Source organism: Campylobacter concisus, from assembly GCF_002165815.1.
Lineage (GTDB): Bacteria > Campylobacterota > Campylobacteria > Campylobacterales > Campylobacteraceae > Campylobacter_A > Campylobacter_A concisus_BH.
This window is the reverse complement of record NZ_NDYN01000001.1, coordinates 167,754-192,465: the sequence shown is the minus strand read 5'-3', so window position 1 is coordinate 192,465 and position 24,712 is coordinate 167,754. Positions and strand designations below refer to the sequence as shown.

The 24,712-nt window shown below is 34.6% G+C and carries 17 protein-coding genes; 14 read left to right on the top strand and 3 right to left on the bottom strand.

Annotated features, from left to right (window positions below):
• The 13 genes from B9N65_RS01000 (at position 1) to B9N65_RS00930 (ending at position 12,387) form a co-directional block, all read left to right on the top strand.
• Positions 1 to 387 (top strand): hypothetical protein, encoded by a 387-nt coding sequence (locus B9N65_RS01000; protein ID WP_087582443.1) that lies wholly within the window; start codon positions 1 to 3, stop codon positions 385 to 387.
• A 425-nt stretch (positions 388 to 812) separates the two neighbouring features.
• Positions 813 to 1,145, top strand: coding sequence for a phage holin family protein (locus B9N65_RS11380; RefSeq protein ID WP_087582440.1), 333 nt, complete (start codon positions 813 to 815; stop codon positions 1,143 to 1,145).
• On the top strand, positions 1,142 to 1,561 hold the full coding sequence (locus B9N65_RS00980) for a DUF5675 family protein (RefSeq protein WP_087582439.1): 420 nt from the start codon (positions 1,142 to 1,144) through the stop codon (positions 1,559 to 1,561). Before B9N65_RS11380 ends, B9N65_RS00980 begins: the two co-directional genes overlap by 4 nt.
• A complete protein-coding gene (locus B9N65_RS00975) occupies positions 1,548 to 3,566 on the top strand; it encodes a portal protein (RefSeq protein WP_087582438.1) in 2,019 nt (672 codons plus the stop codon). The genes B9N65_RS00980 and B9N65_RS00975 overlap by 14 nt, the downstream gene beginning before the upstream one ends.
• Positions 3,567 to 3,584: 18 nt before the next feature.
• Positions 3,585 to 3,881 carry a hypothetical protein gene (locus B9N65_RS00970; RefSeq protein ID WP_087582437.1) on the top strand — a complete coding sequence of 99 codons (297 nt, stop codon included), beginning with the start codon at positions 3,585 to 3,587 and terminating at the stop codon, positions 3,879 to 3,881.
• On the top strand, positions 3,881 to 4,858 hold the full coding sequence (locus B9N65_RS00965; protein WP_087582436.1) for a hypothetical protein: 978 nt from the start codon (positions 3,881 to 3,883) through the stop codon (positions 4,856 to 4,858). Before B9N65_RS00970 ends, B9N65_RS00965 begins: the two co-directional genes overlap by 1 nt.
• A 14-nt stretch (positions 4,859 to 4,872) precedes the next feature.
• Entirely contained in the window at positions 4,873 to 6,051 is a 1,179-nt protein-coding gene (locus tag B9N65_RS00960) for a N4-gp56 family major capsid protein (protein WP_087582435.1), read from the top strand.
• Between the two features lie 55 nt (positions 6,052 to 6,106).
• Entirely contained in the window at positions 6,107 to 6,490 is a 384-nt protein-coding gene (locus tag B9N65_RS00955; RefSeq protein WP_087582434.1) for a hypothetical protein, read from the top strand.
• 3 nt (positions 6,491 to 6,493) lie between these two features.
• The gene (locus B9N65_RS00950; RefSeq protein ID WP_087582433.1) at positions 6,494 to 7,153 is read left to right on the top strand and encodes a hypothetical protein; all 660 of its coding nucleotides are present in this window, start codon (positions 6,494 to 6,496) and stop codon (positions 7,151 to 7,153) included.
• 10 nt (positions 7,154 to 7,163) lie between these two features.
• Positions 7,164 to 8,786: a hypothetical protein gene (locus B9N65_RS00945; protein ID WP_087582432.1), complete on the top strand. Its 1,623-nt coding sequence runs from the start codon at positions 7,164 to 7,166 to the stop codon at positions 8,784 to 8,786.
• Entirely contained in the window at positions 8,786 to 9,895 is a 1,110-nt protein-coding gene (locus tag B9N65_RS00940; protein WP_087582431.1) for a hypothetical protein, read from the top strand. Before B9N65_RS00945 ends, B9N65_RS00940 begins: the two co-directional genes overlap by 1 nt.
• A 10-nt stretch (positions 9,896 to 9,905) precedes the next feature.
• Entirely contained in the window at positions 9,906 to 10,406 is a 501-nt protein-coding gene (locus B9N65_RS00935; RefSeq protein WP_087582430.1) for a hypothetical protein, read from the top strand.
• Between the two features lies 1 nt (position 10,407).
• Entirely contained in the window at positions 10,408 to 12,387 is a 1,980-nt protein-coding gene (locus tag B9N65_RS00930) for a hypothetical protein (RefSeq protein WP_087582429.1), read from the top strand.
• Here B9N65_RS00930 and B9N65_RS00925 read toward each other — a convergent pair.
• Genes B9N65_RS00925 through B9N65_RS00915 form a run of 3 tightly spaced genes read right to left on the bottom strand, consistent with a single transcriptional unit; the run spans position 12,384 to position 14,175 of the window.
• Positions 12,384 to 12,791, bottom strand: a complete 408-nt coding sequence (locus tag B9N65_RS00925) for a hypothetical protein (RefSeq protein WP_087582428.1) — start codon at positions 12,789 to 12,791, stop codon at positions 12,384 to 12,386. The genes B9N65_RS00930 and B9N65_RS00925 overlap by 4 nt on opposite strands.
• Entirely contained in the window at positions 12,791 to 13,252 is a 462-nt protein-coding gene (locus B9N65_RS00920; protein WP_087582427.1) for a hypothetical protein, read from the bottom strand. Before B9N65_RS00920 ends, B9N65_RS00925 begins: the two co-directional genes overlap by 1 nt.
• Positions 13,243 to 14,175, bottom strand: coding sequence for a DUF559 domain-containing protein (locus B9N65_RS00915; protein ID WP_087582426.1), 933 nt, complete (start codon positions 14,173 to 14,175; stop codon positions 13,243 to 13,245). Before B9N65_RS00915 ends, B9N65_RS00920 begins: the two co-directional genes overlap by 10 nt.
• A 206-nt stretch (positions 14,176 to 14,381) precedes the next feature.
• Here B9N65_RS00915 and B9N65_RS00910 point away from each other — a divergent pair, with 206 nt between their 5' ends.
• A complete protein-coding gene (locus tag B9N65_RS00910) occupies positions 14,382 to 24,647 on the top strand; it encodes a hypothetical protein (protein ID WP_087582425.1) in 10,266 nt (3,421 codons plus the stop codon).
• The last annotated feature ends 65 nt before the right edge of the window (positions 24,648 to 24,712 follow it).

Below are 24,712 nucleotides of genomic sequence, written 5' to 3'. Positions count from 1 at the left end.
ATGGGAAATATACTCTCAGCAATTTTAGAGTTCTTTTCACTCAGTAAAGCTGGCAGTGCAATACTAGCTGTCATAACTTTAGTTATCGGCTTAGGCTATATGTACTACTCTGATAAGGTAGCTAATCTAGAAAAGCAGTTTAGAGATAAACAAGAAGAATATAAGAGCTTATACCTAGATAAAGCTTTAGCAGATTCTAAACTAGCTCTATGCAGAAATAGTTTAGATCAGCAGAATGAAGCGATAAAGAATCTAAGCGTTCAAGTAGTTAAAAAACCTGAGATTGAAGTTAAGTACAAGTATATAACTAAGCCTAGTGATAGTTGTGAATCTAAGCTTAACTACTATGAAAGGATAGCTAATGAAGCTGCTAAGCCTCTTAAGTAGTATCTTATTCTTAGTAGGTTGTTCAGCTAAGCCAGAGGTTGTTACTCAGATTGAGTATCAAGAAAAGTACATGCCTATTAGATGTGTCAATACTCTACCTGTTAAGCCTGAGTACGATCCTGCTAAGCCTGAGACATTCGAAGAATTAATGAAGTATTTTTCTCATGTTGAGGACTTGCTTATTCAATGTTACAAGGGGAGTAAATAATGGGGATAAAAGGTTTACCTAGACCAAAGAGTATGCTTAAACGCATTATTGTTCTAGTGCTAGGGGGAGTTTTTATAGGGGTTTGTGGTTATGGGCTATTCTGCCTATACGATCGTATGTTCAGCAGTATGGAGACTGCCCTAACGGTATGGGCTATTACACAAGGAGTGATCAATGCCATAATCTCCCCTGCTAAACTCTTAACGGTATTTAGGACATGAGAAAAGTGGAAATACATTATTTATGGTACGTGGTATTCATAGGTACTATAGGCAGCATTATCTCTTTCTTCAAGAGTTCTCGCAAGAAGTGTTTTTCTCATTTCTTTAACAGAATCCTTGACGGAGTATTTAGTGCATATATAGTCTATGAATTGGTCTTTTATTTCTGTCAAGATATGAAAGTAAGCTATGCATCTTGTGGAATAGGTGCATGGTTCGGCAGTGATGCCTTAGTTATGGTTAGAGATTTTTTTCTAGCTAAGTATGGCATAGGACCTTTCCCTAGATGTAAAGACGATTGGGATGGAAACGAAAGGAGAAGAGATTGATTTTAAACATTACTAGATTTAGAAATATACCTGATGGAACAATAGGTAAGTTTTCTTTAATGGATAAGGATAGGGCTATCTTACAAGGCTATACACTAGAGCCTGCTGGTGGAGATACTACAGAGAGTGGTAAAGATAGAAGAATACCTGTAGGTGCTTATAATGTAGTATGGCATAACTCTCCTAGATTTAAGAGATCACTACCCTTACTATACAACAATCTAGTACCTAGATCTAGATATATCTTAATCCATAATGGTAACTACCCTAAGGATACTGAAGGATGTATCTTACTAGGTGATAGCTATGACAAGAATGGAGTGTTTAACTCTAAGGCTACTCTAAACAAGTTTCTAGAGCTCAGTTATGGATATTTAAATGAAGTAAGAATAGAGGCTGACTATGATAGAGATTGACAACATAACTGAAGCTAGATTGCTCTCTAATTTAAAGGCAGACTTTACTGCATCTAAGTTACTCAGAAATGAGTTAGATCAGAAAATAGCTAGATGGAAGAGTGAGTACAATGCAGAGCCTTATGGCAATGAAGTTAATGGTAGGTCTAAATTAGTATCTAGAGATATTAAGAAACAATCAGAATGGCAACATGCTGCATTAATAGAACCTTTCGTATCTACTCCAGATATTATTAAAGCTAATCCAGTTACTTCAGAAGATGCTGAGATAGCTCCTAAGATAGAAGTACTACTCAATACTCAATTCTGTAGGCAGTTTAGCAGATATAACTTTATGACTAAAGCTTTAAAGGTTCTAGATCAAGAAGGTACTGTAGTTATTAGAACAGGTTGGGAGTACGAAGAAAAGGTAGTAGAAGTACAAGAGGATAGAGAGATACCTAATCCTGATTATCAGAGAGCTATAGAAGTTATAAATCAAGGTATGGCTGATCCTAGTATTCTTCAAGGTATAGAACCTACTCTGATAACTAAAGTAAGAGTAAGAAAGACTAAGCCAGTCAAGAATCACCCTACAGCTATGGTATGCAGAAATGAAGATATATTCATAGATCCTACTTGCCAAGATGACATGGATAAATGTCAGTTCGTTATCTATAGATATGAGACTGATATGACTACACTTAAGCAAGCAGGTATATATAAAAATCTAGACAAGATTAAAATACCTACAGGCTTAACAGGCACTAACGATACTGAGTACATTACTGAAGATAGCACTAGCTTTAGATTTAGCGATACTGCTAGAAAGAAAATAGTAGTACACGAATACTGGGGTAACTATGACATCAATGGTGATGACATAGCAGAGCCTATTGTATGTACTTGGATAGACAATACAATTATTAGGTTAGAGGCTAATCCTTTTCCTGATAAGAAGCCTCCATTTTTAATAGTGCCATTCTCTGCTATACCATTTAAACTATATGGAGAATCTAATGCAGAGTTACTAAGTGATATTCAAAAGATCAAAACTGCAATCTATAGAGGCTTTATCGATAATATGGCTTTATCTAATAATGGTCAGAAGGGTATAAAGAAAGGTAGTCTTGATGAATACAATAAACAGAGATTTCTCAATGGTGAGAACTTCGAGTTTAATCACTATGCTTCAGACTTCTTTATAGGCAACTTTAATGAGCTACCTAGCTCAATATTCAATGTACTTACATTAATGAACAATGAAGCAGAGAGCATTACTGGCGTAGCTAGTTTTAATACAGGTATCAATGGAAATGCATTAGGCAGCACCGCAACATCCATCAGAGGTGCTATAGATAGTGCTAGTACTAGAAGGCTAAACATAGTTAGAAATATAAGTGAAAATCTAGTTAAGCCATTGCTTAGAAAATGGTTAGCTTACGATGCTATGTTCTTAGATGAAGAGTCTCAATACAGAATAACTAATGATACCTTCGTATATCTAAAGAGAGATGACTTAGGTGCCAACATAGATATTGATTTAAGTATATCTACGAGTGATGACAACAGAGCTAAAGCTCAAGAGTTAGCTTTCGTATTGCAGACTGTAGGTCCTAGTGAAGATCCTAGATTGAGAAAGATACTTATGGCTCAGATAGCTCAGCTATATAGAATGCCTGATCTCGCTAAGATGATTATGGACTATAAACCAGAACCTGATCCTATGGCAGAACAGATGCAACAACTACAAATGCAGTTACTACAAGCTGAGATAGCTAATACTCAAGCTAAAGCTGGTGAGAATACAGTAGATCAAGATGTTAAGAGAGCTAAGGTACAAACTGAGTTAGCTAAGGCTAAGAATCTTAATTCTATGGCAGATAAGACTGACTTAGATTACGTACATCAATATAGTGGGATAAAGGAGAAAGAAGCCTTACAAAGACAGCAATTACAAAATCAATTTAACATAGATAGAGAAACTCTGAAATTACTTCAGAGTCCTAAGCAACAATATTTATAATCTAATAAAGGGGAAAATATGGAAGAACAAGTACTAGATGAACTTGAATCTGTAGACAATAGTTACTGGGTGGAGCTAGATAAAGCTCTTAGACGATTGCTAAAAAGTGAAGACTTTAAAAAGGTTATTCTAGAAGGTTATCTAAAAGATAAAGCCTTGAGTGGAGTAAGCTTACTAGGTAGAGGTGATGTCAAAAAACGAGGTGAAAGACCTGACGTTATTGAAGAGCTTGTATCTGTAGCTAACTTACAACAATACTTATTTACAGTTATACCATCATTAGCTGGATCAGCATTGGCAGAGGAGAATAGATAATGACTGAAGAGCAATTAAACAATCTTACTGATGAAGAGCTAGAGAAGATGGTTATAGACGAGAGAGCTAATGCGGTACAAGAACCTGTAGAAGAAGCTCCTCAAGCTGTAGAAGAAGAAGTTACTCCTGAAGTAGAAGAACCTATTACTGAAGAAGTTAGTGAGCCTGTAAGTGAGGAAGTGGAACAACCTACTGAGCAAGTTGTTCAAGAGACTCCACAACCTAAGACTTATAAAATAAAAGCTAATGGTATGGAGTATGACTTTAGTGAAGACGAGCTTATACGCTTAGCTCCTAAAGCTATGGACTATACCAAGAAAATGCAGACTATTGCACCTTATAGAAGAACTATAAGTGCAATCGAGCAGAATGGTATCAGTGAAGACGATATTAACCTACTTATAGATATTAAAAAGGGAAATAAAGATGCAATCTCTTCTCTTATTAAATCTAGTGGAATAGATGTTTACGATCTTCCTGAGAACGATGGGAAATATACCCCAACTAGATATGCAGAACAAGCTGAAGCTCAAAATACTCAAGATGTTATTGCAAGACTAGCTAGAGATCCAGAGTTCGAGAAAACTAAGAATGCTTTCGAGGTACTCGATCCGCAATCTAAGCAGTACTTGTTAAGTAATACTGAGAATATCGAGGGTCTGCATGATGATGTTAAAAACGGTATATATGAGAAGGTAATGCCAGAAGCTCTAAAGCTAGCGGCATTAGATGGTTATCAACAACCTGTTTTACAGTATTACTTTAAAGCAGGTCAAGATTATTTTACTAGGCAAGAGCAGATAGAAAAACAAGCTATAGCTACTAAAGCTAAAGAGGAAGCGATCAGAACAAGAGCTAAAGCTAGTGCTGCTCTCCCTAGTTCTAGAGCGGATAAGAAGAGCGTTATTAATTATCTTGACGAAGACAATGATGATGAGTATAACGCTTGGTATAAATCGCTCCAAAATAGATTCTAAAAGGAAAAACAATTATGGCAGTTATGGAATATAAAGACGGTAACAACTCAACAAGTGGTGCTAATACTATCTTACATTGGTACGATAGAGCTGGTATAAATGCAGCTAACGCTAAGAACGTATATGCTCAATTCGCTGATAGAAAATCTATGCCAACTAAGAGTGGTAAGAAGTATAAGATTTCTAGATGGCAACATATCTACGATAGAGATCTAAATGCAGCAGATTTTGCTAAGTATGGTTTCTTGTCAAGCAGAAACGTAGAAGATGTTACTAACGGTCTTAATCAAGCTAAATTACCAGAAGGTAGTGGTGCTAGAAATCAAGTAACTTTTCAGAAAGTAACTATGGAAACTACTTGTGCAAGCTATGGTGAAATGATTGAGTATACTGATGAAGTAGAGCTATTTAGTGAAGACGTTATGCAAACTAGGTATCGTGAAGAGCTTGGTGCTTTAGCTAACGTCAGAAACGAAGATCTAATCCAACTAGATATGCTTGGTACAGGTAACGTACTTTACTCAGGTCTAGCTACTAACCTAGCTACAATGGGTAATGGTATTACTGCTGGTGGTACACTAGATGACCAATACAGGATAAGCTACGACCTTCTAAGAAGAGCTGTTAAGAAGCTCGTTAGAAACAGAGCTGAGAAGAATACAGAGATAGTTACAGGATCTAATAAGATCGATACTAGAACTGTTAATAGAGCTTACTATGCAATTATCGGACCAGAGGTTAAGTTCGATCTAGAGAATACTACTAGAGGTAAGAACAATACTGAAGAGTTTGCATATATCCCAGCTTATAAATATGCTGATGCTAGTAACCTAGCTGAAGGTGAAGTTGGTGCTATGCACGAGGTTAGATTTATTGAGAGTGAGACAGCTGTAGTATATCGTGGTAAAGGTGCTACTGTACCTGCTGGATATACTGGTACATTATCTTACACTGGTGCTGCTGGTACAGGTAAGTTCGATGTATTCCCTATCTTGTTCCCAACTAAAGGTGCATTCGCTACTGTAGGTCTTAAAGGACAAGATAAGATTACATTTAGATCTCAAGATCCTAAACAAACTGAGTTGAGCAATCCTTATGGCACTAAAGGCTTCTTTAGTTATCGCTTCTGGTATGCAGGTATTATCTTGCAAGAAGAGAAACTATTGAAAACTCTAGTTCTAGCAAGTGCTTAATACCTTTTATCCCCTATAACTAGGGGATAACTTAAATCTAAATAAAGGATAAATTATGGCTAAGAAAAAAGATGAGAATATCGAGATCGAAAACAATGAAGAAGTTGAGACTTCTGAAGTAGAAGAGGTTACTAATCTACAAGCACTTGTAGCAAGTGTTAAGAAAGAAGCTTTTAAAACTAGAGTAGTAACTATTACATCTAACGATAAGAGAGATAATGATGTAACTAATGCAGTTATGCTAACTTGTGAAAATCAATTCTTTAACTTATCTAAAGTAGTGCCTCTAAATGTACCAGTAGAACTAGAGCAATGCCTTATAGACTCTGCTAAGGACGTTAGAATACCTATTCATAGTGATGAAGTGATTAATGGTAGAAGAACAGGTAATGCTAAGGTAGAGCTAGTTAATAAATATAATATCAGCTTCGAGGACTAATCAATGGCTAAGACTAAAGTAAAGATCACAACTGACTATAAGAATGTAAAGGTAGAGCCTAATGACATTACTTCAGGTGAAGTATTATCTAAAGAATTCTATGGAGAAAACAGACTCCAATGGTTAGGTGAAGGAGCTTTCGATGTCTTAATGCACGCTATTGACGAGAATCTTCGTATTCAATACGATAATGGTAGGATATTGGGCGATACATACGCCCAAGCCTACATTCAATTAGTCTCAGCAGCAATAGACAAGTCTGTTAATCTAGCTATAGCTAACGCAGAACTAAAACTAAAGATAGCAGAACTAGAACTAAAAGAAAATCAAGCTGATGAAGACGAAGCTCTTAATAAACTAAAACAAGAGCAGTTAAGAGCACAAACTAAAGTATACGATAGACAGATCGAAGGCTTTAGTGATAACTTAAAACTAAAACTACTTCAATCTCAGCTAGAGTCTTTCTCAATGATATTCGCCTCTGGTATGCTAGATTTCAATGAGAATGCAGCAGCATTCCCTAAAGCATTAAAAGCATCTTCACTATCTGAAGTCTATGATGACCTTAGAGCTTCAAGCTTAACTGATTGGGAAGCTAAGAAGAAATATAAGGTAGAAAATAGAATAGAGAAGGGTGGAGAACCTAGTGGCATAGAGTTATAGGATTATCGCTATGGGTTGGTTTTCTAAAACTGTTGAACGAGATAAAACCCTTTTTATTCCTTATGTAAGTGATCCTCTTAAGAAAAATAAAATAGGACAAGCTTATAAAAACCCTATACAAAAGAGTTATTTAGAAAAATTTTTAAACTTGAAAAACAGAAAAATCTCTAATAATAAAGCACTATATAAAAATATTCTAGATATTAATTTTCAGCATGAAGCAGGTTTTGTAAAGTTTAAACTACCGTATAGTCGAAAAACTGCTTTTTATATTGTGACTTATGATTTTGAACGAATAAAACAAGTAACTGGTATTCAAGGAGAGATAAAATCTTACCAATTAGGTTTTATGAATACCTTAGCGGAAGAATATATTATATCTAAACAAATCGAATATAATTTTACTTCTAAAGAGTTTTTAAAAGATGGATATACTTTTAAGTATTTAGGGAGTACTTCTGCACTAGTTATACAAGAAAAAGAAAACGATTCTAAGTATAAAGTAGATCAAAGAGTATTTTTGAGTGATATAGGTATTTTTACTTCTTTTAAAAATTATATTAAGAGTGTCTATCAGCCTCTCTTATTAGAAGAAATTAAAACTACTTTCAATATAGATCCTTTAGATAAGAATATTGAGTTACATCTTACTGAAATCGAAGTCGATAAAGATGTAGATGAAGCTACTAAAAGAGTTCTATTTAGATTATCTCAAGGACTAACATGGAAAGGGCATACGGAAGAAAAAGTAAACAATGAAGGTACAACTACTTCTCAATTAAAAATAGAAGTAGTTTCTAAAATTGTAGAAGTGGATAACTGGGTAAATGATCTTAGACTACTTTTTAAAGAGAATAGTCCTTATTTTATAGAATATGAATTCAAGAAAGAAAGAGGTATTTACTTTGGTAAAAATAGCGATAGTATAGCCACTAAACGTAGTGCTAGAGCAGAATATCTTGCTGCAGAGTATCCTTTATCTACATCTATTTATAGTAATAAGTACGCACGGATGGCTCTAGAAAAAGCTGGATATAAAGAAAGGTCTACACCTAAAAGAAGTAAAAAAGACCCTAAAGGCAAGGATCTTGTTCACGAAATGATGAGTACTAAAAATCTTGCAACAGCTAAGATTAGCCAATATCTAGATTTAACTTGGTTCTTGTATAAGAGAGTGCGAGAAAATAAGTTTTGGCAAAAATATTTACACACAATCTATAAATATTTTGAAGAGATAGCCTCTACTGGAGAAGATATTAAAAAAGCTCCTAGAAGTGTATATTGGGTAGGTAGGTACTTTTTTAATATTCAACTTATAAAGAGAGAAATCATAAATGAACCTATGACTAAAATATGCTATACAGGATCAGAGCTGATGTGTAATGAATTATTCTTATACTTAAATATACCAGATTGGAGTAGCTCTACACAAGAACAAGTAGAAAAAAAGATTTTTTCTAAATTTACTCAGTATGGGTTAAATCTTAGCTTCTTTTTTTGTCGCAATACAGATGATGATGGGCATAGTTCTGACTATTCTGGTTTAGATACTATATTCGATATATGGTACACAGATACTGGGCTTATAGTAGATCACAGCGATGATTATGAGCATTCTTTAGGAGCAGACTGATGAGAATACTAGACGAAGATTTCACTGTAGGTTTTGTAAATCCTAAAGATTTAATGAAAGGTGGGAATACTTTTACCCTAATACCTTATAAAGGTCCTTATTCGAAAGGAATAAGAGTAGGAGAATATAATCCTAATGTTAATACAAGTGTAGTTCCTCAAACATTTAAAGGTCTTTTTCCTTACATTAAAGTAGATCCTGATGAGTATAAAAAGACTACAGGTAAAACTTGGTTTAATCGAGGAGAAGAAGTTTTTACTGTAATGGAATCTACTCAATACGAAATCCAAGAAAGAAGGACTAGAAAAAAAACAGTAAGTGCTTTTCAACCTATGACTTACGATCTTAGGAGTAGGTATCATTATGGACCTAATTTTGATCCTTCGTGGGATATTGCAACAGCATACTCTGAAGCTATTTATGCCATTCCTCCTATGCCTTCTAGATTATGGTATAGAACTCCTTATGTAGCTCAATTAGAAGTTTTTTTAAGTACTCTAAAAATTACTACTAAATATGAGTGGGAAGAAAAAGAAAGCACACATTTTGGAGATTTTTTTAGAATAGTCTTTGTCCCTATAGCCAGTGCTGTCTTCGCAGGTTCTTCAGGTGGAGGAGCTGCTGCCTTTATTTCGATGGCAGGAAGCATCATGTCTCTTGCTGCTGAGGATAGTGAAGGTCCTAATGCTAAATATTGGAAAATAGGTGGAAATCTTTTATCTATGTATGGTGGTATGTCTGGATTCTTATCTGGAGCTACTAAACTTGGAGCTAATATGGCTACTACAATGTTAGCCTTGCAAGCGGCAAGTACAGCTGTTAGTATAACGAGTACTTTTAATCAAGATAAGAAAAACAGAGAAGTAAGAGATTTAGCTGCAGACATAGAAGATCTTAAAGCTCTAGCTGAAGCGGAGAAAGCTAAAGCAGAATCTGCAGACAGTACTCTTAATTTAGAAGAGTTTAACATAGATATAAATAACGAATCCATGCAAGAACTCTTAACTCTTTTTTCAATAGCTGAGTTTCAAGAGAATGCAATGGCTACAGGTGAGCTATTTAGAGCTTCAGAATTTTTAGAGCAAGACTCTTATAACAGATTTAAATAAAGGAGAAAAAATGGCGTATATTGAAGATAGTATACTAAATCAGTCTACCTATATCCCTAATTGGCTTCAATCTAATGGATTTAATGGTACTGGTATGCAACTAGGTGGGAGTTATGCTCCTAAACAATTTTATACAAGCAATACATCTACATTAGCTGGTAGAAACTTAACAATCCCTAATAATAGTGGCAATGCTTTAACTAATGCTTGGGATGGTATCCGTAACTGGTGGAATGGTGGTGGTACAACTACTACATTAGCTGATGGATCTACAGTAACTAGAGGTACTAATGGAGAAATGCTAGGTAACATAGGTGGCTTAGCTATGGGTGCTTATGGTATCTACTCAGGTTTACAAGATATGCGTAAGAATAATAGACTCTATAAAGAGCAGATGGAGAATATGCAACTACAACGAGATGCCTTTAAAGAGAATATGGCAAGAGATAGAGCTGAATATAATAGGCTTAAAGGTCAGAGAGCAGCATTAACAGCAGCTTACGGAGCATAATATGTCATACTATAATCCTCAACAATATATCTCGATACCTCACTTCGACTCTCCTATGAAGAGTGATAACTTCAGAACATTCTCTGCAATGCAAGAAGCTTGGAATAGGTATCAGCAAGAGAAAAGACTAGAGGAACTCCACCCTTTACAGGTGGAGAACTTTGGTCTTAGGAATCGAAATCTAACGTTAGATAACGAACTACAAGAGAAGCTTAATCCTCTAAAAGTAAAGAGTGAAGAGTTACTAAATACTCTTAGAGATAAGCAGAATACTAAGACTCAACAAGAGATAGATTTCGATGCAGAGAATAATCCTTTACTTCTTGAAAACAATCGTTTAAAGAATATAGGACAAGGCATAGAAAATCAATATGGTAATCTAAGAAACACTCACCAGAGAATACAGAACGATCAAGCTCAATGGGGATTTAACAATCTACAGAATGAGTATAAAATGATTAATGATGTATTCGGTAAGCCTGCTGCGGTTAGACAAGCTGAACTACTTGAAAAAGAAGCTCAAGCTAGAATAGATAAAGAGAATGCTAATAGAGATTGGTACAATGCTGAACGAGATAAGGTTATGATGGCTCAGAGAGCTGGTGACTCTACTTCTCCTCGTCCTAATATACAGCAAACTAATGATGGTAAATTCATTGACCCATCTACTGGAGATGAGTATGAAAGAAAACTAAACCCTAATACATTAGATTTTGAGTATGTCTGGAAAAAGCCAACAGATTTAAGTAAACCAGTTAGTCCAGAAAAGAAATACTCTGATAGAACTTTATCTCAGCAACAGTTGAAGAATATTTCTAGCTTGAGTCCAGAAGAGTTTCTTGCTTTACCAGAAGATGTTTTAAAATCTTATGCTCAATCAATGCTCCCTATAATGAATACTAACTCTAAATTTAGGGATGACGTACTTCATAATCGTGTAGATTCTGCTCAAAATAAGTATTTACGAGAAACACTGGCAGATGAGTATAATCAGGATAAAGCTTATACTCTATATCCTGATGGAGCTGGAAGTTTTTTAAAGATACCTGCTACATACGATAAAGAAAGTGAAGAAGGAAAGTTCTACGAGGAGTATAAAAAGAAACATCCAATATTTACAGACATGGATAAGATGCTAGCAGATACAAAGTATTTAGAAAAAGAGCATTTCAATTCTCAATTAAACAATGTAGGTTTCTATAAAGTGTACGATCCTTTTTCTAAAACAGAAATGAAAAAAGCTATACAAGGTAGAGATGATTTTGGTAACCAACAATTTGGGTGGAGTCCAGAAATTAATAAGTATGAAAGATTGGCTAAAGAAATAAGAAACTCTTCTACTTCTAATGAAGCTCTTATGGATATGCAACAAAACTTTTGGCATGAAGCTAAAGAAGCAGATCCTAAAGTTTTCGAAAATCTAAAACAAACTACTCTATCTGACTCTAATGGTAATATTTCTAGAGATTTTTTAGCTTATGTACCTTTAGTCATGCCTACTGGAAAGCAAGGGATTAATTTACGCAGTAATCCTAAAATGCTTCAAGCAGTTCTAAAAGTAGCAGAAAATCCTGAGGAGTTTAATGCAATGAAAGCATTAAAGCAAGGTGAGTTTCAGGCATTCGGCGATAAAGATCAAGATATAGCGTACCTTCTTGAAGATCTTGCTCAGTTTGTATCTAAACAGCATAAAGGTCCTAAACAAGCTACTGGTTTAACTTATGCGAATAGTTATGAATTAGGTTATACTGATAGTAACGGTAAGAAAAGAAAGTCTTTAGGAATTACTTTACCTACTCCAGACAAAGAAAGTATGGGAACTTTCATAGAAGATTTTGCTAATTATAAAAGAGAACGTAATTGGGAAAGATATGTCAAGAGAGAAAAGAAAGCTAATGCTATAGAGAATGATGCTCGTCTAGCAGGATCACTTACCAACAGACCATCTTCTTCTACTTGGTTTAATTTACTTAGAAATTAATAACTATTAGATAGATATACTGCAAAAATAGTTATAAGTACAAAGCCTGCTAGAAACAAAACGGCTGTCGTAAATCTAGTTTCTTCCGTCTGTAACTCGTTATGGGATACAACGGAAGACTCGCTTGAAAGTACTTTAGAGATACCTATAAGACTGTCAAGATTAAACTTAGTACTAATACTATTAGCTACCATAGCTTTCGTATACTTATCAGGATCACTAGAGAACTTATCCTTTAGATATTGTTCTCTTCTTAGTTCTAGCTCTCGATCAGCTATTCGTTTATCTAAATCAGCTTGAACTTGCTTAGCTTGAAGCTCTGCTTCTTGTTTAGTTCTATACTCGTCTAACTTCTTTTTAGCTTTTTTTTCTGCATCAGCTACAATATCTTCAATCTTACTCATTATTGCCCTTTTTTTATTTTAGTGTAGAGTTTCTTTTGCATAAACTTATATTCTTCGTAAGCTTGTTTATAATTAGAAGTAAGTTTATTGTTCTCTATAATTTTATCGACTAAGGTAGCTAAATTTATCTTAAAATATAAGAGATATTCATTGCTTAATGGACTATCTTCATTTAATTCAATCTCAAAATAATCTCCACTAATCTCTTCTGCTTTTACTAGTTCTTGAAAAGTTTCTATATCTTGATATATCTTTTTACTCTCTGCAGTAGAAGGTTTATCTAATCTCTCTAACAATAAAGTTTTTCTAGAATATTCAAGAGCTTTTTTAAGACTACTATTTTTAATTAAAACATTTTGTCGTTTTAGCTTTTCTAAATCTATCTGAGTTTGTTTCTCAAATGCTTTCATAGTATGTGTAACATCTTCTAACGTACTGATAAAGAGTTCTTTTAATCCCATTTTCTTATCTGCCTTATTTCTGTTAATGATATTTGAGGTTTATCTTTAAAACTTTCTATCTTTCCATGAATACAAATCTTACTTGTAGGGATTATCTTATCTAAAGCCTTGTCTAGTTCTGAATTAAAATCTCTTTCCCAAACTACAATAGTAAAAGGTATATTAGGGTACTTACCATCTAAATTAATGTATACCCCTTTAGAAAACTGCTTTATATCTGCAATGAATCCACAGACTTCTTTATACTCTCCAATATGATTTTTCGCATCAATTGCTTGTATGTAAGTAGGCTTAGGTTGCTCCTTTACTACTTCAATAGTTTTATTAGGTTTAAAAGCAATACTAGAAAAAAGAATAAGAACTATTAAAGCTAATGCTACTATTAAGACGGCAGTGCCGAAAGACATGGAATTATTTTCTTGTTTTACTTCTTTTAATTCTTTCTCAATTTTTTGTAAGTTTTCTTCTATCGCTTTATTGGTTTCGAATTGGATAAGTTTTTCTTCAGTTAGTTCTAGATCAAGTATTTTTGGTATTTTTAGCTCCTTTATATATTCTGTAATACTATCAATAACCCAGTTTGTTTCATTTAACATCTGATTATTTGTAAATCTAAGTAAGTGATTAAACTGCTTAATAAGATCGTTTTGTCGCATCATTGTGTCGTCGAATATGTTGTAGTTGTCAAACTTAGCTTTACCATCTAGTTCGATAGCTAAGTAAGTATCTTTACCTACTACAACCATAAAATCTATATATCTATTTTTACCATTATGATCTTTGAAATTAAATTGTGGAACAACCATATCAGGCGTTATAGAACTAACTTTAGATAACACTCTTAGGACGAACTCTCGCTCATAGTCTGCTGGATGCTGATTTAATAATACTTTATGTTTCTCTAACCATTCAGACCAAGTCATAGTAGCCTTTAATATTAAATACTAGGTGTAAGCATAATTAAATATACTTTAATTCAGTATTGTAAAAGTATATTCTTAAATTTAAACTTAATTTTATTGTATTCGAAAAGGATGTCCTTGTAAATAATTTACCTTTTCAATATTATTCTTTTAGTTAGATATAATAATACTATTACCTTAAAAAATATTACCATAAAGGAGAGAATATGGGTTTAGCAGACAAGAAGTTTAAAGCTCAACAAGCCTTTACAAATAAGTTAGCAGAACTAGAGCCAGACGATTATCAGATAGGTTTAGACCTAGCTGACGAGACGTTAGCTAACGTTACAGCAGAGCAAGCTAGGAGAGAGCAGTATGCTAACTTTAAGCGAAATATGACCTTAAATGCTCGTAATCCTTATGCCACTCCAGATCTAACAGGATTAACTTCTGAAGGTCTATTAGCTAGAGGCATGAGTATAAATAAACAGCTACACGGACTACAGAGAGCTATAGAAAATGGACAGAGAGCTGATGAGTTTGAGCAACGAAGACAACTTAGTCTAATGCAACAAGATATAATAGATGCAGAGCTAGATAAAGATAGGGCTAAACTCAATACTACTAGACGAGAACTAGCTAATCAGTTTACAAGACAATTAGGAGTTAATCGACTAGAGAATGCGGCAGGAGTATTCACTGAAGATTATGTACCTACTGATGATGCCCATGACTTTACAACTATGGGTACTATTAAATCTCAAGCTCTAGAATGGGGTGGAGATGCTCTAAAAGGTATCGGTGGAGCAGTAAAAGGTCTAGGTGATGTAGTAGATACTGCTGGATATATGTTAGATGGAGTATTGCCTACTCATACCCAAGATGATGGTCTTAGTTTAGCTCAACGTTGGAATAAGAACTGGAAGAAAGCTCAAGCAGATGATGGCTTACTAATGTCAGGAGTAACTGATGGCTTGAACTATATGGGTAATAAGGCTCTTAAGGCTAGTAAAGACATCAATGCTCAAAGTCTTAATACAGTTGAGAGTCTAAGACGACAATGGGATAGAGATAACTACTCAGTATGGGATATGGCTAAAACTATAGGCGGTATGGCTACTGAGTCTTTAACTCACCCTGAAGTACTCACTACTATAGCTACAGGTGGTTTAGGTAAAGGTATCCAACTAGGAGTAGCTGGTATTAATGCTCTAACTAAAGCTACTAATATGGATATAGATAAGAGAGAAGCTTTAGCTAGAATGCAAGGCTTAAGTGATAAAGATGTCTATAAAGATAAGGTAGGCATAGATGGTATCCTAGAGCAAGCTCCTGCTGCTTTAGCCTATACAGGTCTAAACTACATAGAAGCCTCAGCTTTACTAAAAGGTATGAGTAAGTCTATACCTAAAGGTCTTTATAATGCTGATCTAAAAGAAGTAGCTGGTTATCTAACTAAGTCATTACCTGAAGAAGATATGCTTAGAATAGCTAAGAATGGTTTTACTCCTAGTGAAGGTGGCATTATCTCTAAGATGATGCCTACATTCTCTAAGACAGCTTCTGAAGAAGCTAAAGACCTAACAGCTAAAGAAGTACTAAAATATGCCTTAGGTGGCATAGCTAAACAAGGAGCTAAAACTGCTGGCTATCTAGGTGGTAGAGCTGCAGTAGGTGCAGTAGGTGAAGCCCCTATAGAGTATCTACAAACTAAACTAGAACTAAGTGCTAGACCTGATCTAACAGCAGTTGAGAAAGAAGAACAAGCTAGAGATGCAGCTATAGCTGGAGGATTAGTAGGTGGATCTATCGGAGCTAGTACTCATATCCCAGCTACTGCTCTCAATACAGGTAAGAGTATCTATACTAAAGCTAAAGATATCTACACTAGAACTAATGATAAAGAAGTCAATACTGATCTTGCTAACGCTTCTAGTGAGCCTATAGATAATCAAGAGCTAGGTAAAGCTTTAGATATTATATCTAGGGCTAGTACTCCGTCAGAGACTCCTACAACTAAAGAGTTTATGGGTGAGATAGGTGGAGCTTTATCTTATATAGGTCAGACTGAAAACTTCTCTAAGCTACCTAAAGAAGTTCAGAATACTGTTAAAAACATAGGTCCGATTATCCAAGAACACTTCGCTCGTAAAAAAGAAAATCCTGACTATAATGTAATAGAAAGTATGACTCCACTAGAGAGTACTTTAGCTGCTCTTAGAATGCAACAGCCAGAGATAATTGAAAGTATGTTAAAAGGACAAGAACTTCATAGCCCTAATAACAATAGTTCAAGAGCTAAAGAGATAGAGAATAACTATAATACTTTAATGAGTGCTTACAACGATATCCAGAACTCACCTAATGCTTTCTCACCAGAAGAGTATAAAGCAGTTACTAGCTTAGCTACTAGTATTAAAGACAATCTAGCTAATGGTAAAGAAGGTTATCATGATATATCTAAAGATATATTCATAGAAGGTTTTACAGATAAATATGGTAAAGAAAGACCTTCACTTACTAACTATCTAGCTAAGGCTATGTCTTCTAGAACTTCTAAAGAAGACCTATCTAAAATGAGTGAGAATATCTCTAGTTTTAAGAAGTCTCAAGAGAATAAGGCTAAACTATACGAGTATGCTAGTAAGTATCCGATCAATGATGGATCAGTATATACTTTTAGAATACCTAAACAAGCTTCAGCTGATACTCCAGTAGAAGTGATCAAGGGTGCTATAGATCGTGAAGATGACAAGCACGAAGGCTACCATACATGGATTAAGCGACCTAATGAGAAAGCTAATAATATTCTAACTAAGCAACTAGCTGAGCTTAGAAACGAGATAGATACAATAGATACTATCAGTAGTCTAGTAGCTTACAAGACTAAATCTAAACAAGATGTTTCTAAGAAAGAAACTGTTAAACCTAAGCCAGAAACTAAGGTAGAGAATACTCAGCCTAAAGTAGAGCCTAAACCTACTCCTAAGCCAGAGGTTAAACCGACATCTAAGCGAGTAGAGCCTAAGCAAGAAGGTAAACCAGAGCCTATACAAGAAAAAGTACAAGAGCCTAAACCTAAGGCAGAATCGAAGCCTGAACAAGTCCCTAAACCTAGTACTAATACTACTTTAGATACCGCTCCAGCTTCTAAACCTGCCGAGAATACAAGTCCTAAAAAACCTGAGCCTAAACCTTTAGAACCTATCGAGGTAGATTCTAAACCTATTATGGATACTCTCTTAGATCAAGAGACTAGTATGCCTGAAGAGCATAAACTTAAAGTTACACAGCTTAATTTTCACTTTAAACCAAGTGAGAAAGCTAACGGTATCTTAGTAAAAGATCCTAAGACAGCAGTTAATAATATTAGAGACTTCTTAGGAGCATCAGTTTATACTCAATTAGATATGACACTATTAAAAGGAGTAGGACTTACAGACGAGAAAGGTAATCTAGTCTCAGTCTTACCTGATAGTAAGAATGGCGATAAGAAAGCTCCTGCAAGCTTATTGCTCAATGACAATAGAGTAAGAGCTAGTTTGATGTATCGTGGCTTAGAGTGGCTTATAACAGGTCCTATGAATTACACTGCTGACTATATGGATACACTAGATACCATATCTAAGATGGGCTTTTCTGAAGAGGCTATAAACGATCAGTTTATAAAGACAGCTATGACACACACCTTCGCTTCTACAGCGTTACCTGCTATAGGTAGAAAAGTCCTAAAAGATATAGGCTTTAATGTAAATAAAGAGACTACTAGTTCAGAAGAGGTATCTCTAATAGAGCAAGAACTAGGTCTATATGCTGTTAGAGCCTTGATCAAGAATGACTTAGTTAAAGAAACTTCTATAGAGATAGATTCTAATAATGGTACTAAAGTTAATTTCTATGGCTTAGGTAATGTAAATTATCGTAAGTTCTTAAAACTAGATGGAGATACTGATCTATATAAGAAGATGAATAATCTCTCACTTACTTTAAAAGATAGCGAAGCTGAAGTATCCTCTTATCTAACCGAAAAACCTGAAGTAGATGATAGTCCATATACCTTTATAAAAGGTAAGGGCAATACTAAAATATCTACTATACATAAGAAAGCTCTTAATGTAATTAAAACTACTCCATATATGCCTATAGATAGAGAAGCTATAACAGAGATTATGAATGATGAAAGCTATGTAAAAGCTTTAAAGAAAGGTATGGGTTATGTAGAACTAGATGAGACTACTACTGATCCTAATAGCCCTAAATATATTCTTCCTTCAGATTTAGACTCTGTAAAGGGTAAGAATAGAGAGATTGAGCAATCAATTGAATCTATGAAGAATTACATTAATTCAGAAGATAGTACAGCTCCTATATATTTTGACTCGTTTATGAGTAAGAATAATAGATTCTTTATGAGAAGTACTAATATAAACCCTCAAGCGACTAAGTTCCATAGGTTTCTAGTAACTCCAGTAGATTCTAAAGACACTTACGAGATCAAGAATGGTGAAGTTACTACTCCAGCATTCTATATATCTATAGCTCAAGCCTTCGGATTTAAGACTGATAAAAAAGCTACTAAGTCTTCAATAGATTTTGGTAAAGCTATCGTAGAGAAGTTCGCTGAGAGTGATCCTAAAGACTACTTGAAGTTTATAAAAGCTCTTATAAGCGATGGTAAAGAACATAAGATAGCTGGTAAGACTATTGAGATAGAAGAAGTATCTCATGCTATCCAAGCTGCCTTAGCTATACGAGATCTAGTGAATGCTAGAAATAGTGGTAAGGACTCATTCGAGACTACAATAACTACAGAGATTGATGGTATAAACAATGGTCTTATATTAAAACTAAATCAGTATATGTTATCTCCTGACTATGTAGATAATCTAGCAGCTGGTGGAGTTAGTTATGGTACTAATACTAGTGAAAGGATCAATGACAAATACGATAAAGGTTTTCTTGACTTGTACCAAAGGTTTGCTAAGAATATAGGTGAATACCTAGAAGCTGGTAAAGCTAATACTAGTGAAGCTATAAATAACGCTCATAAGTTTTTAAGACTAAATCCAAGTAAGAAATCGAGTGCTACTCTATCTAGATTAATAGAAAACCTATCAGGTAAAGTCTCTCAAGAGGTATCTCATACATTCGAGCTAGAAGAGGGTAAAGTATCTTCTAAAGCTAGAAAAGCAGCTAAACCTATATCTCAAGTCTTTAGCTATGGTGCTGGAGAAAAAGCTTCTATACTTAACCTATCTAGGTATTTTACTGAAGGGCTACCTAAACTAGCTTACGCTTATGCTAAAAGAAACGATCCTGCTGGTAAGCAAGCGTATGAGATATTAGCTAATATAGTAAATCTAGATAAGAGTAACTTAGATATTGAAAAAGTAAAGAAACCTATGGAGGAGTACCTTAATTCTGATCAAGGTATCCTAGCTAAAGAGATATGGTTAGATGACGTTACAGACTCGGATGGTACTACTAGCAAGAAGAAGTATACTGTAGGACAACTATTAGATGCACTATACTTCTCAGTACTCAATGAGCCTGCTATAGCAACTCTAGAAGCTACATATCCATTCGTACGTCAGATGAATGAAGCCATAAATCAAGGAGTTAATGCAAGGATTAATGATGTAGCTACCCAGATTGAGGCTGCTAAAACTATAAGAAAAGAAGAATTAAATACAGATACTCTAACTATAGCAGAAGAAGAGGCTATAGAGAAAGAAGTACTTAAGAAACATCCTCTACCTTATACGTCTTACTTAGCTGATGACTCTGTAGGCAATGCTAAGTCTTCTATCTTCGATAAAGTAGATAAGACTAACGATAACTATAAGAGACAAGTTACTATGCAAAGACTTAAGACTGAAATGGCTGATAGTAAGTTTAAGTGGATAGCTAAGACTATAAATGGTAAGTATTCTATGTTTACTGATGTAGGTGCTGCATCTAACGTACTGATAATACACGGTGTAGACGGAACTCATGTAGGTATAGTTATTGTAGTGATAGATAAATCTGGTATACATGTAATACCAGTACATGATGCTTTAGTCGTATCTGCTAAGAAAGCTCAAGAAGTTAATAAGATTTATAACGAGAATGCCTCTGTAGATCTTGAAAATCGTAACTTAGTTAGAGAACTAGCCTCACAGATAAAAAATGTAGCAACTACCATTGATATGGAGAAGAATGACTTAACCTTCAATGACTTCGTTATATCTAGTGAAGTTAATAGAACTATACTAAAGCACGCTTCAGTAGTCTATGACAACTTACAGAATGGTATCGAAGGCAGTGAATATACTCTTACAGGTACTCTTAACGATCCTAAAGAATTAAAGCGATTACTTATCACTCCAGCTATGACTAAAACTAAAGGAGTAGATATAATCGATAGTGTAATAGCCAAGCTTAAGAAAGATAGCCAGAGAGATTTAATAGAAGATCTAAAAGAGTTAAAGCATGAATTAATTAAATCTCAAACTCCTTTAGATTTCGAAGAGAAGGATAGAACAGAGTATGCTGAAAGGATATTTACTGATCTATATAGTGGTATGGCTACATCTAAAGAAGAAACTAAACAATTCTTGAAAGAGATTAGTAAGCTTAGAGAACTAGGCATACCTAGTAATATCCCTAACAACTCTAGATTTAAAGAAGAAGCTGAAGCATTCAATAAATTAGAAGCTACCCTAGTTGGAGAATACATTAGATCTGGTAATATACCTATGCCTGTACTTCAAGAAACAGTGAATAAGGTTAATTCTATTCTCACTGAAGAGTCTAAAAAGCAATCAGGAGAAAGAAGTGCTAGTGGAGTAGCAGATAGATTTACAGCATTCAATGATTATATCAATGAAGTCAAGTTAGCAAGTCCTGTACTAAAACAAGTGCTTCATTACTTAGAGCATTCAGAGGATGTCTCTTTAGATATCGTACAAGGTCAGATTAGAAGCATTCTAGATAGTCAGGTTATAGATAAATCTCTTCATTCTCCTAATAACTCTAGTGAAAATGCAGATAGCACTCTTACTGAGGAGTTTACCTATGATGGCAATCCAGAGACACTCCTATCTAAACAAACTGAAATGAGATCTATAGATAAGCTAGATGGCTTATACGATGAAAATCATAGTAAGCAATTACAAGATGTCTTTAAACAAGTGATCAATGCCTCTAAAGAATCGCTGAAAGATTTAAAAGTCAGAATAGAAGAAGCTAAGGGCAAGTTGCATGAAGGCTCATTCGATCCTTATGCAAGGGTATCTAAAATAGTAAGAGCTTCAACTCCAACTAGGTCTGGTATGAGCCTAGAAGAAACTTATACTCACGAAGTACTCCACGCTAGTTTAGAATATGGTCTTAGGACAGCAGGGCTTAACTCTAGAGAAGGACAATATCTAAAAGAAATACATTCTCAAGCGATCAAGTATTTAGAAGTAGAAGACTTTTTGCCTAAAGTATCTACTGGAGATGCTAATGAAGATATGAAGATAGCTAAGAAAATGTATAAGCACTTTACAACTAGCTCTAGTAGTGAAGCTTACTTGAATAGCTTGAATGAGTTTATGGTTATGGGTATAACTGATAGAACTCTGGTAGAAAAACTAAAGAGCATACCTTACGAGCATAGGCGTAAAGAGTCTAAGGCTACTAACTTATTCGAAAGAATGGTCGAAGTAGTACAAGACTTTATTTCTTATGCCTTCAATAAGACATTCAAGGGAGCTAAATCTGGTAACTTATACGATGCCTTATTAGCTTTAGATTTAAAACTAGCTAACGCTAATGCTAGAGTAGTCCAAGCTAGAGCTAAGCAGATGACTATGGTAAGAGCCTTTTACGATGCAGCATTTGAGAAAGCTAACGATAAAATCAAGGCTAGTTTTAATGCCTTTATAGACTGGGCTAAGAAAAATAATATGACAATTAAAGTAAATGAGTATCCTAAGTCTTACCTAGATTCTTTAACGAATATGGTAAAACTACAAGTAGAAGCTGCTATTCACCCTGAAAAGCGAGAAGTATTACAAAGTTTTATGCACAAAATACAAGTAGCTAGATATGGCGGCTGGTTACATACTCTATGGCAAGACTTTACTAAAACAGATAAACTAGGTAGGACAATAGAGGGATATATCTATACTGCGAATAGAATTGATGCTGATGCCTTAGCCACTAAAACAGTAACTGAGAAAACTTTAGCTAACTTATTCTCTAAACCTTTAGATGACATAGAAGCTAAAAACTTAGGTGTTGCCTTGTTAGATACTGATATGGGTTATCTTGTTAAGAAATATTCATTAGATGAAGTATCTAAATACTTAAAAGATAAGGATAAAATAAAAGATAGACAAGCTAAGATCAAGCAAGAGATTATGGATATAGCTAAAGGATATGAAGCTCTATCTAAAGTTAAGCCTGAAGAGTATTATAACTTCATTGAAGCTCAAGCTAGTGGTCTAGCTACTTATATGGCAACTAATCAAGCTGATCAAGATGGACAACTCCTTAATGCAGAGAATATAGCTAAGATGCTCGGTTCATCTAAGGCTATCACTTCTTCTAATTCATTAATAGTAGATCTAATAGATGAATTAGTATCTCTGAAAGCTATAGATAGATTGCCTAAGAAGTCTAAAGAGTTAGTTATAGATAAGATAGCTAATGAGAAATCTGCTATGCAAGGATTATTCTCATTCTTAGAAACTCAAAATGAGATAGCTCGTAAGAAGTTATTTAATGGATCAGAGTTTAATATTATTAAAGGCTATAGATCTGAGGTATATAATGCAGATACTGATGTAGTTATAGCAAGAGTAGATGAAGCCGATAGGTTAAAGACAGAAGGGTATAAACTAGTAGCCAATATTACTACTAAAGACGATGCAGATACATTCTCTGCTCCTAGAGCATTCTATGTAAATGAATGGGTAAGTAATGCACCTAAGTGGAATAAGGCTGCTGTTAAGCTTACATCTTTACAATCTAGAGGTCATACCTTGAATGATCTTTATGTACAAGATATAACTAGTGGTAATGGAGTAAGTAATGAGCAATTCTTAGCTACTCTAAAAGCTGTAGAACAAAAACATAGAGCTAACGCTGATGCAATGTTTAAGAGAACTCAACGAGTACTTAGTGATCAACCTTCATTAGTTCCTACACTAGATGCTACAGGACATTTCGATCAGTTTAGATATACTATGAATAAAGGTGTCAAGAGTGAGATAGTAGGTATGGATACTAATATCTTTAAATCTCTAGCCCAGTATGCTTCTACAACTCAAGATAAAATTGCTACTATTAAGCATAATGAAGAGGTAGCTACAAGTCTATATAACTATTATATAGATCATGCTTCTGAAGTCAATCCATTCAAGATACCATTCGTAGAACTATCTAAACATTCTAAAGATGAGAGAATACAAGAGATCTATAGACTATTACCTAAACCTTTCTTAGATAAGCTAGAAGAAAAGTTTGCTGATAGACCTATAATGATTAGAGCAGATATGCTTAACTGGGTATTCGGCTTTAGAGATATAGATATTAAGAAGACTAAAGCATTCTCTTCACTCTCTTCTGGACAATTAAAACGAATAGCCCTAATGGCAGATACACTAGTTAAAAAGGCAACTAAGATAGCTAAGAGTAATGTAGTGGCTAAGAATACTAAGACAATCACTTCTAACATTATTAGTAACTTCAACCTTATACTAATGCAAGGCGGTAATCCTAAACAGATGTGGGATGATCATGTCGAGGGAGTAAACCTACTAGAAGAATATAGAAAGAATGTCTATAGATTAAAAGAGCTTCAGACTTTAGAAAAGTCTGGTAAACGAGTGAATAAAGCAGAGATAGAGAATATCAAGCGAAGGCTTAATGACTCTCCTATTAAAGAGATGATTCAGAAAGGTCTATTTACTTCGATCGTAGAGGATATATCTATGGAGGATAGTAAAGATGCTATAGACGAGAAGATAAATGCTATTAAGGCTAAGTTACCTTATCCTGTAAGAACAGCATTAGAGACTATGTTTATAACTAAAGAGACTACAATGTATCAGACTCTAGCTAAGATACTAAGTGCATCTGACTTCGTAGCTAGGTATGCTCTTAAAAAAGAGTTAGAGAGACAAGGTCTGCCTAAAGACGAGATATATAATAGGATTATAGATAGCTTCATTAACTACGATATACCTATGTCTCCAGCTAGAAAGGCTTTAGAAGAGAGAGGCTTCTTGATGTTCTCTAAGTTCTTTACTAGAATACAGAAAGTATTAACTAGTGATATACTAAAAGAGAAACCAGCTCAAGCTTTATTCGGTATACTATTGAACTCTAAGGCTGGCTTAGATTTAGAAACACCATTCGATTCTTCAGTAATTGAGAAGAATTATGATGTCCTATTCTCTAATCCTATCACCCAACTAGGTAATGCAATGACACCAGCTAGTTTTCAATACTTTAAATAATACTAGGGGATTTCCCCCTAGTGTGCCATAATTTGTGCCAAGTTTTAGAAATACTACTAGTCTTA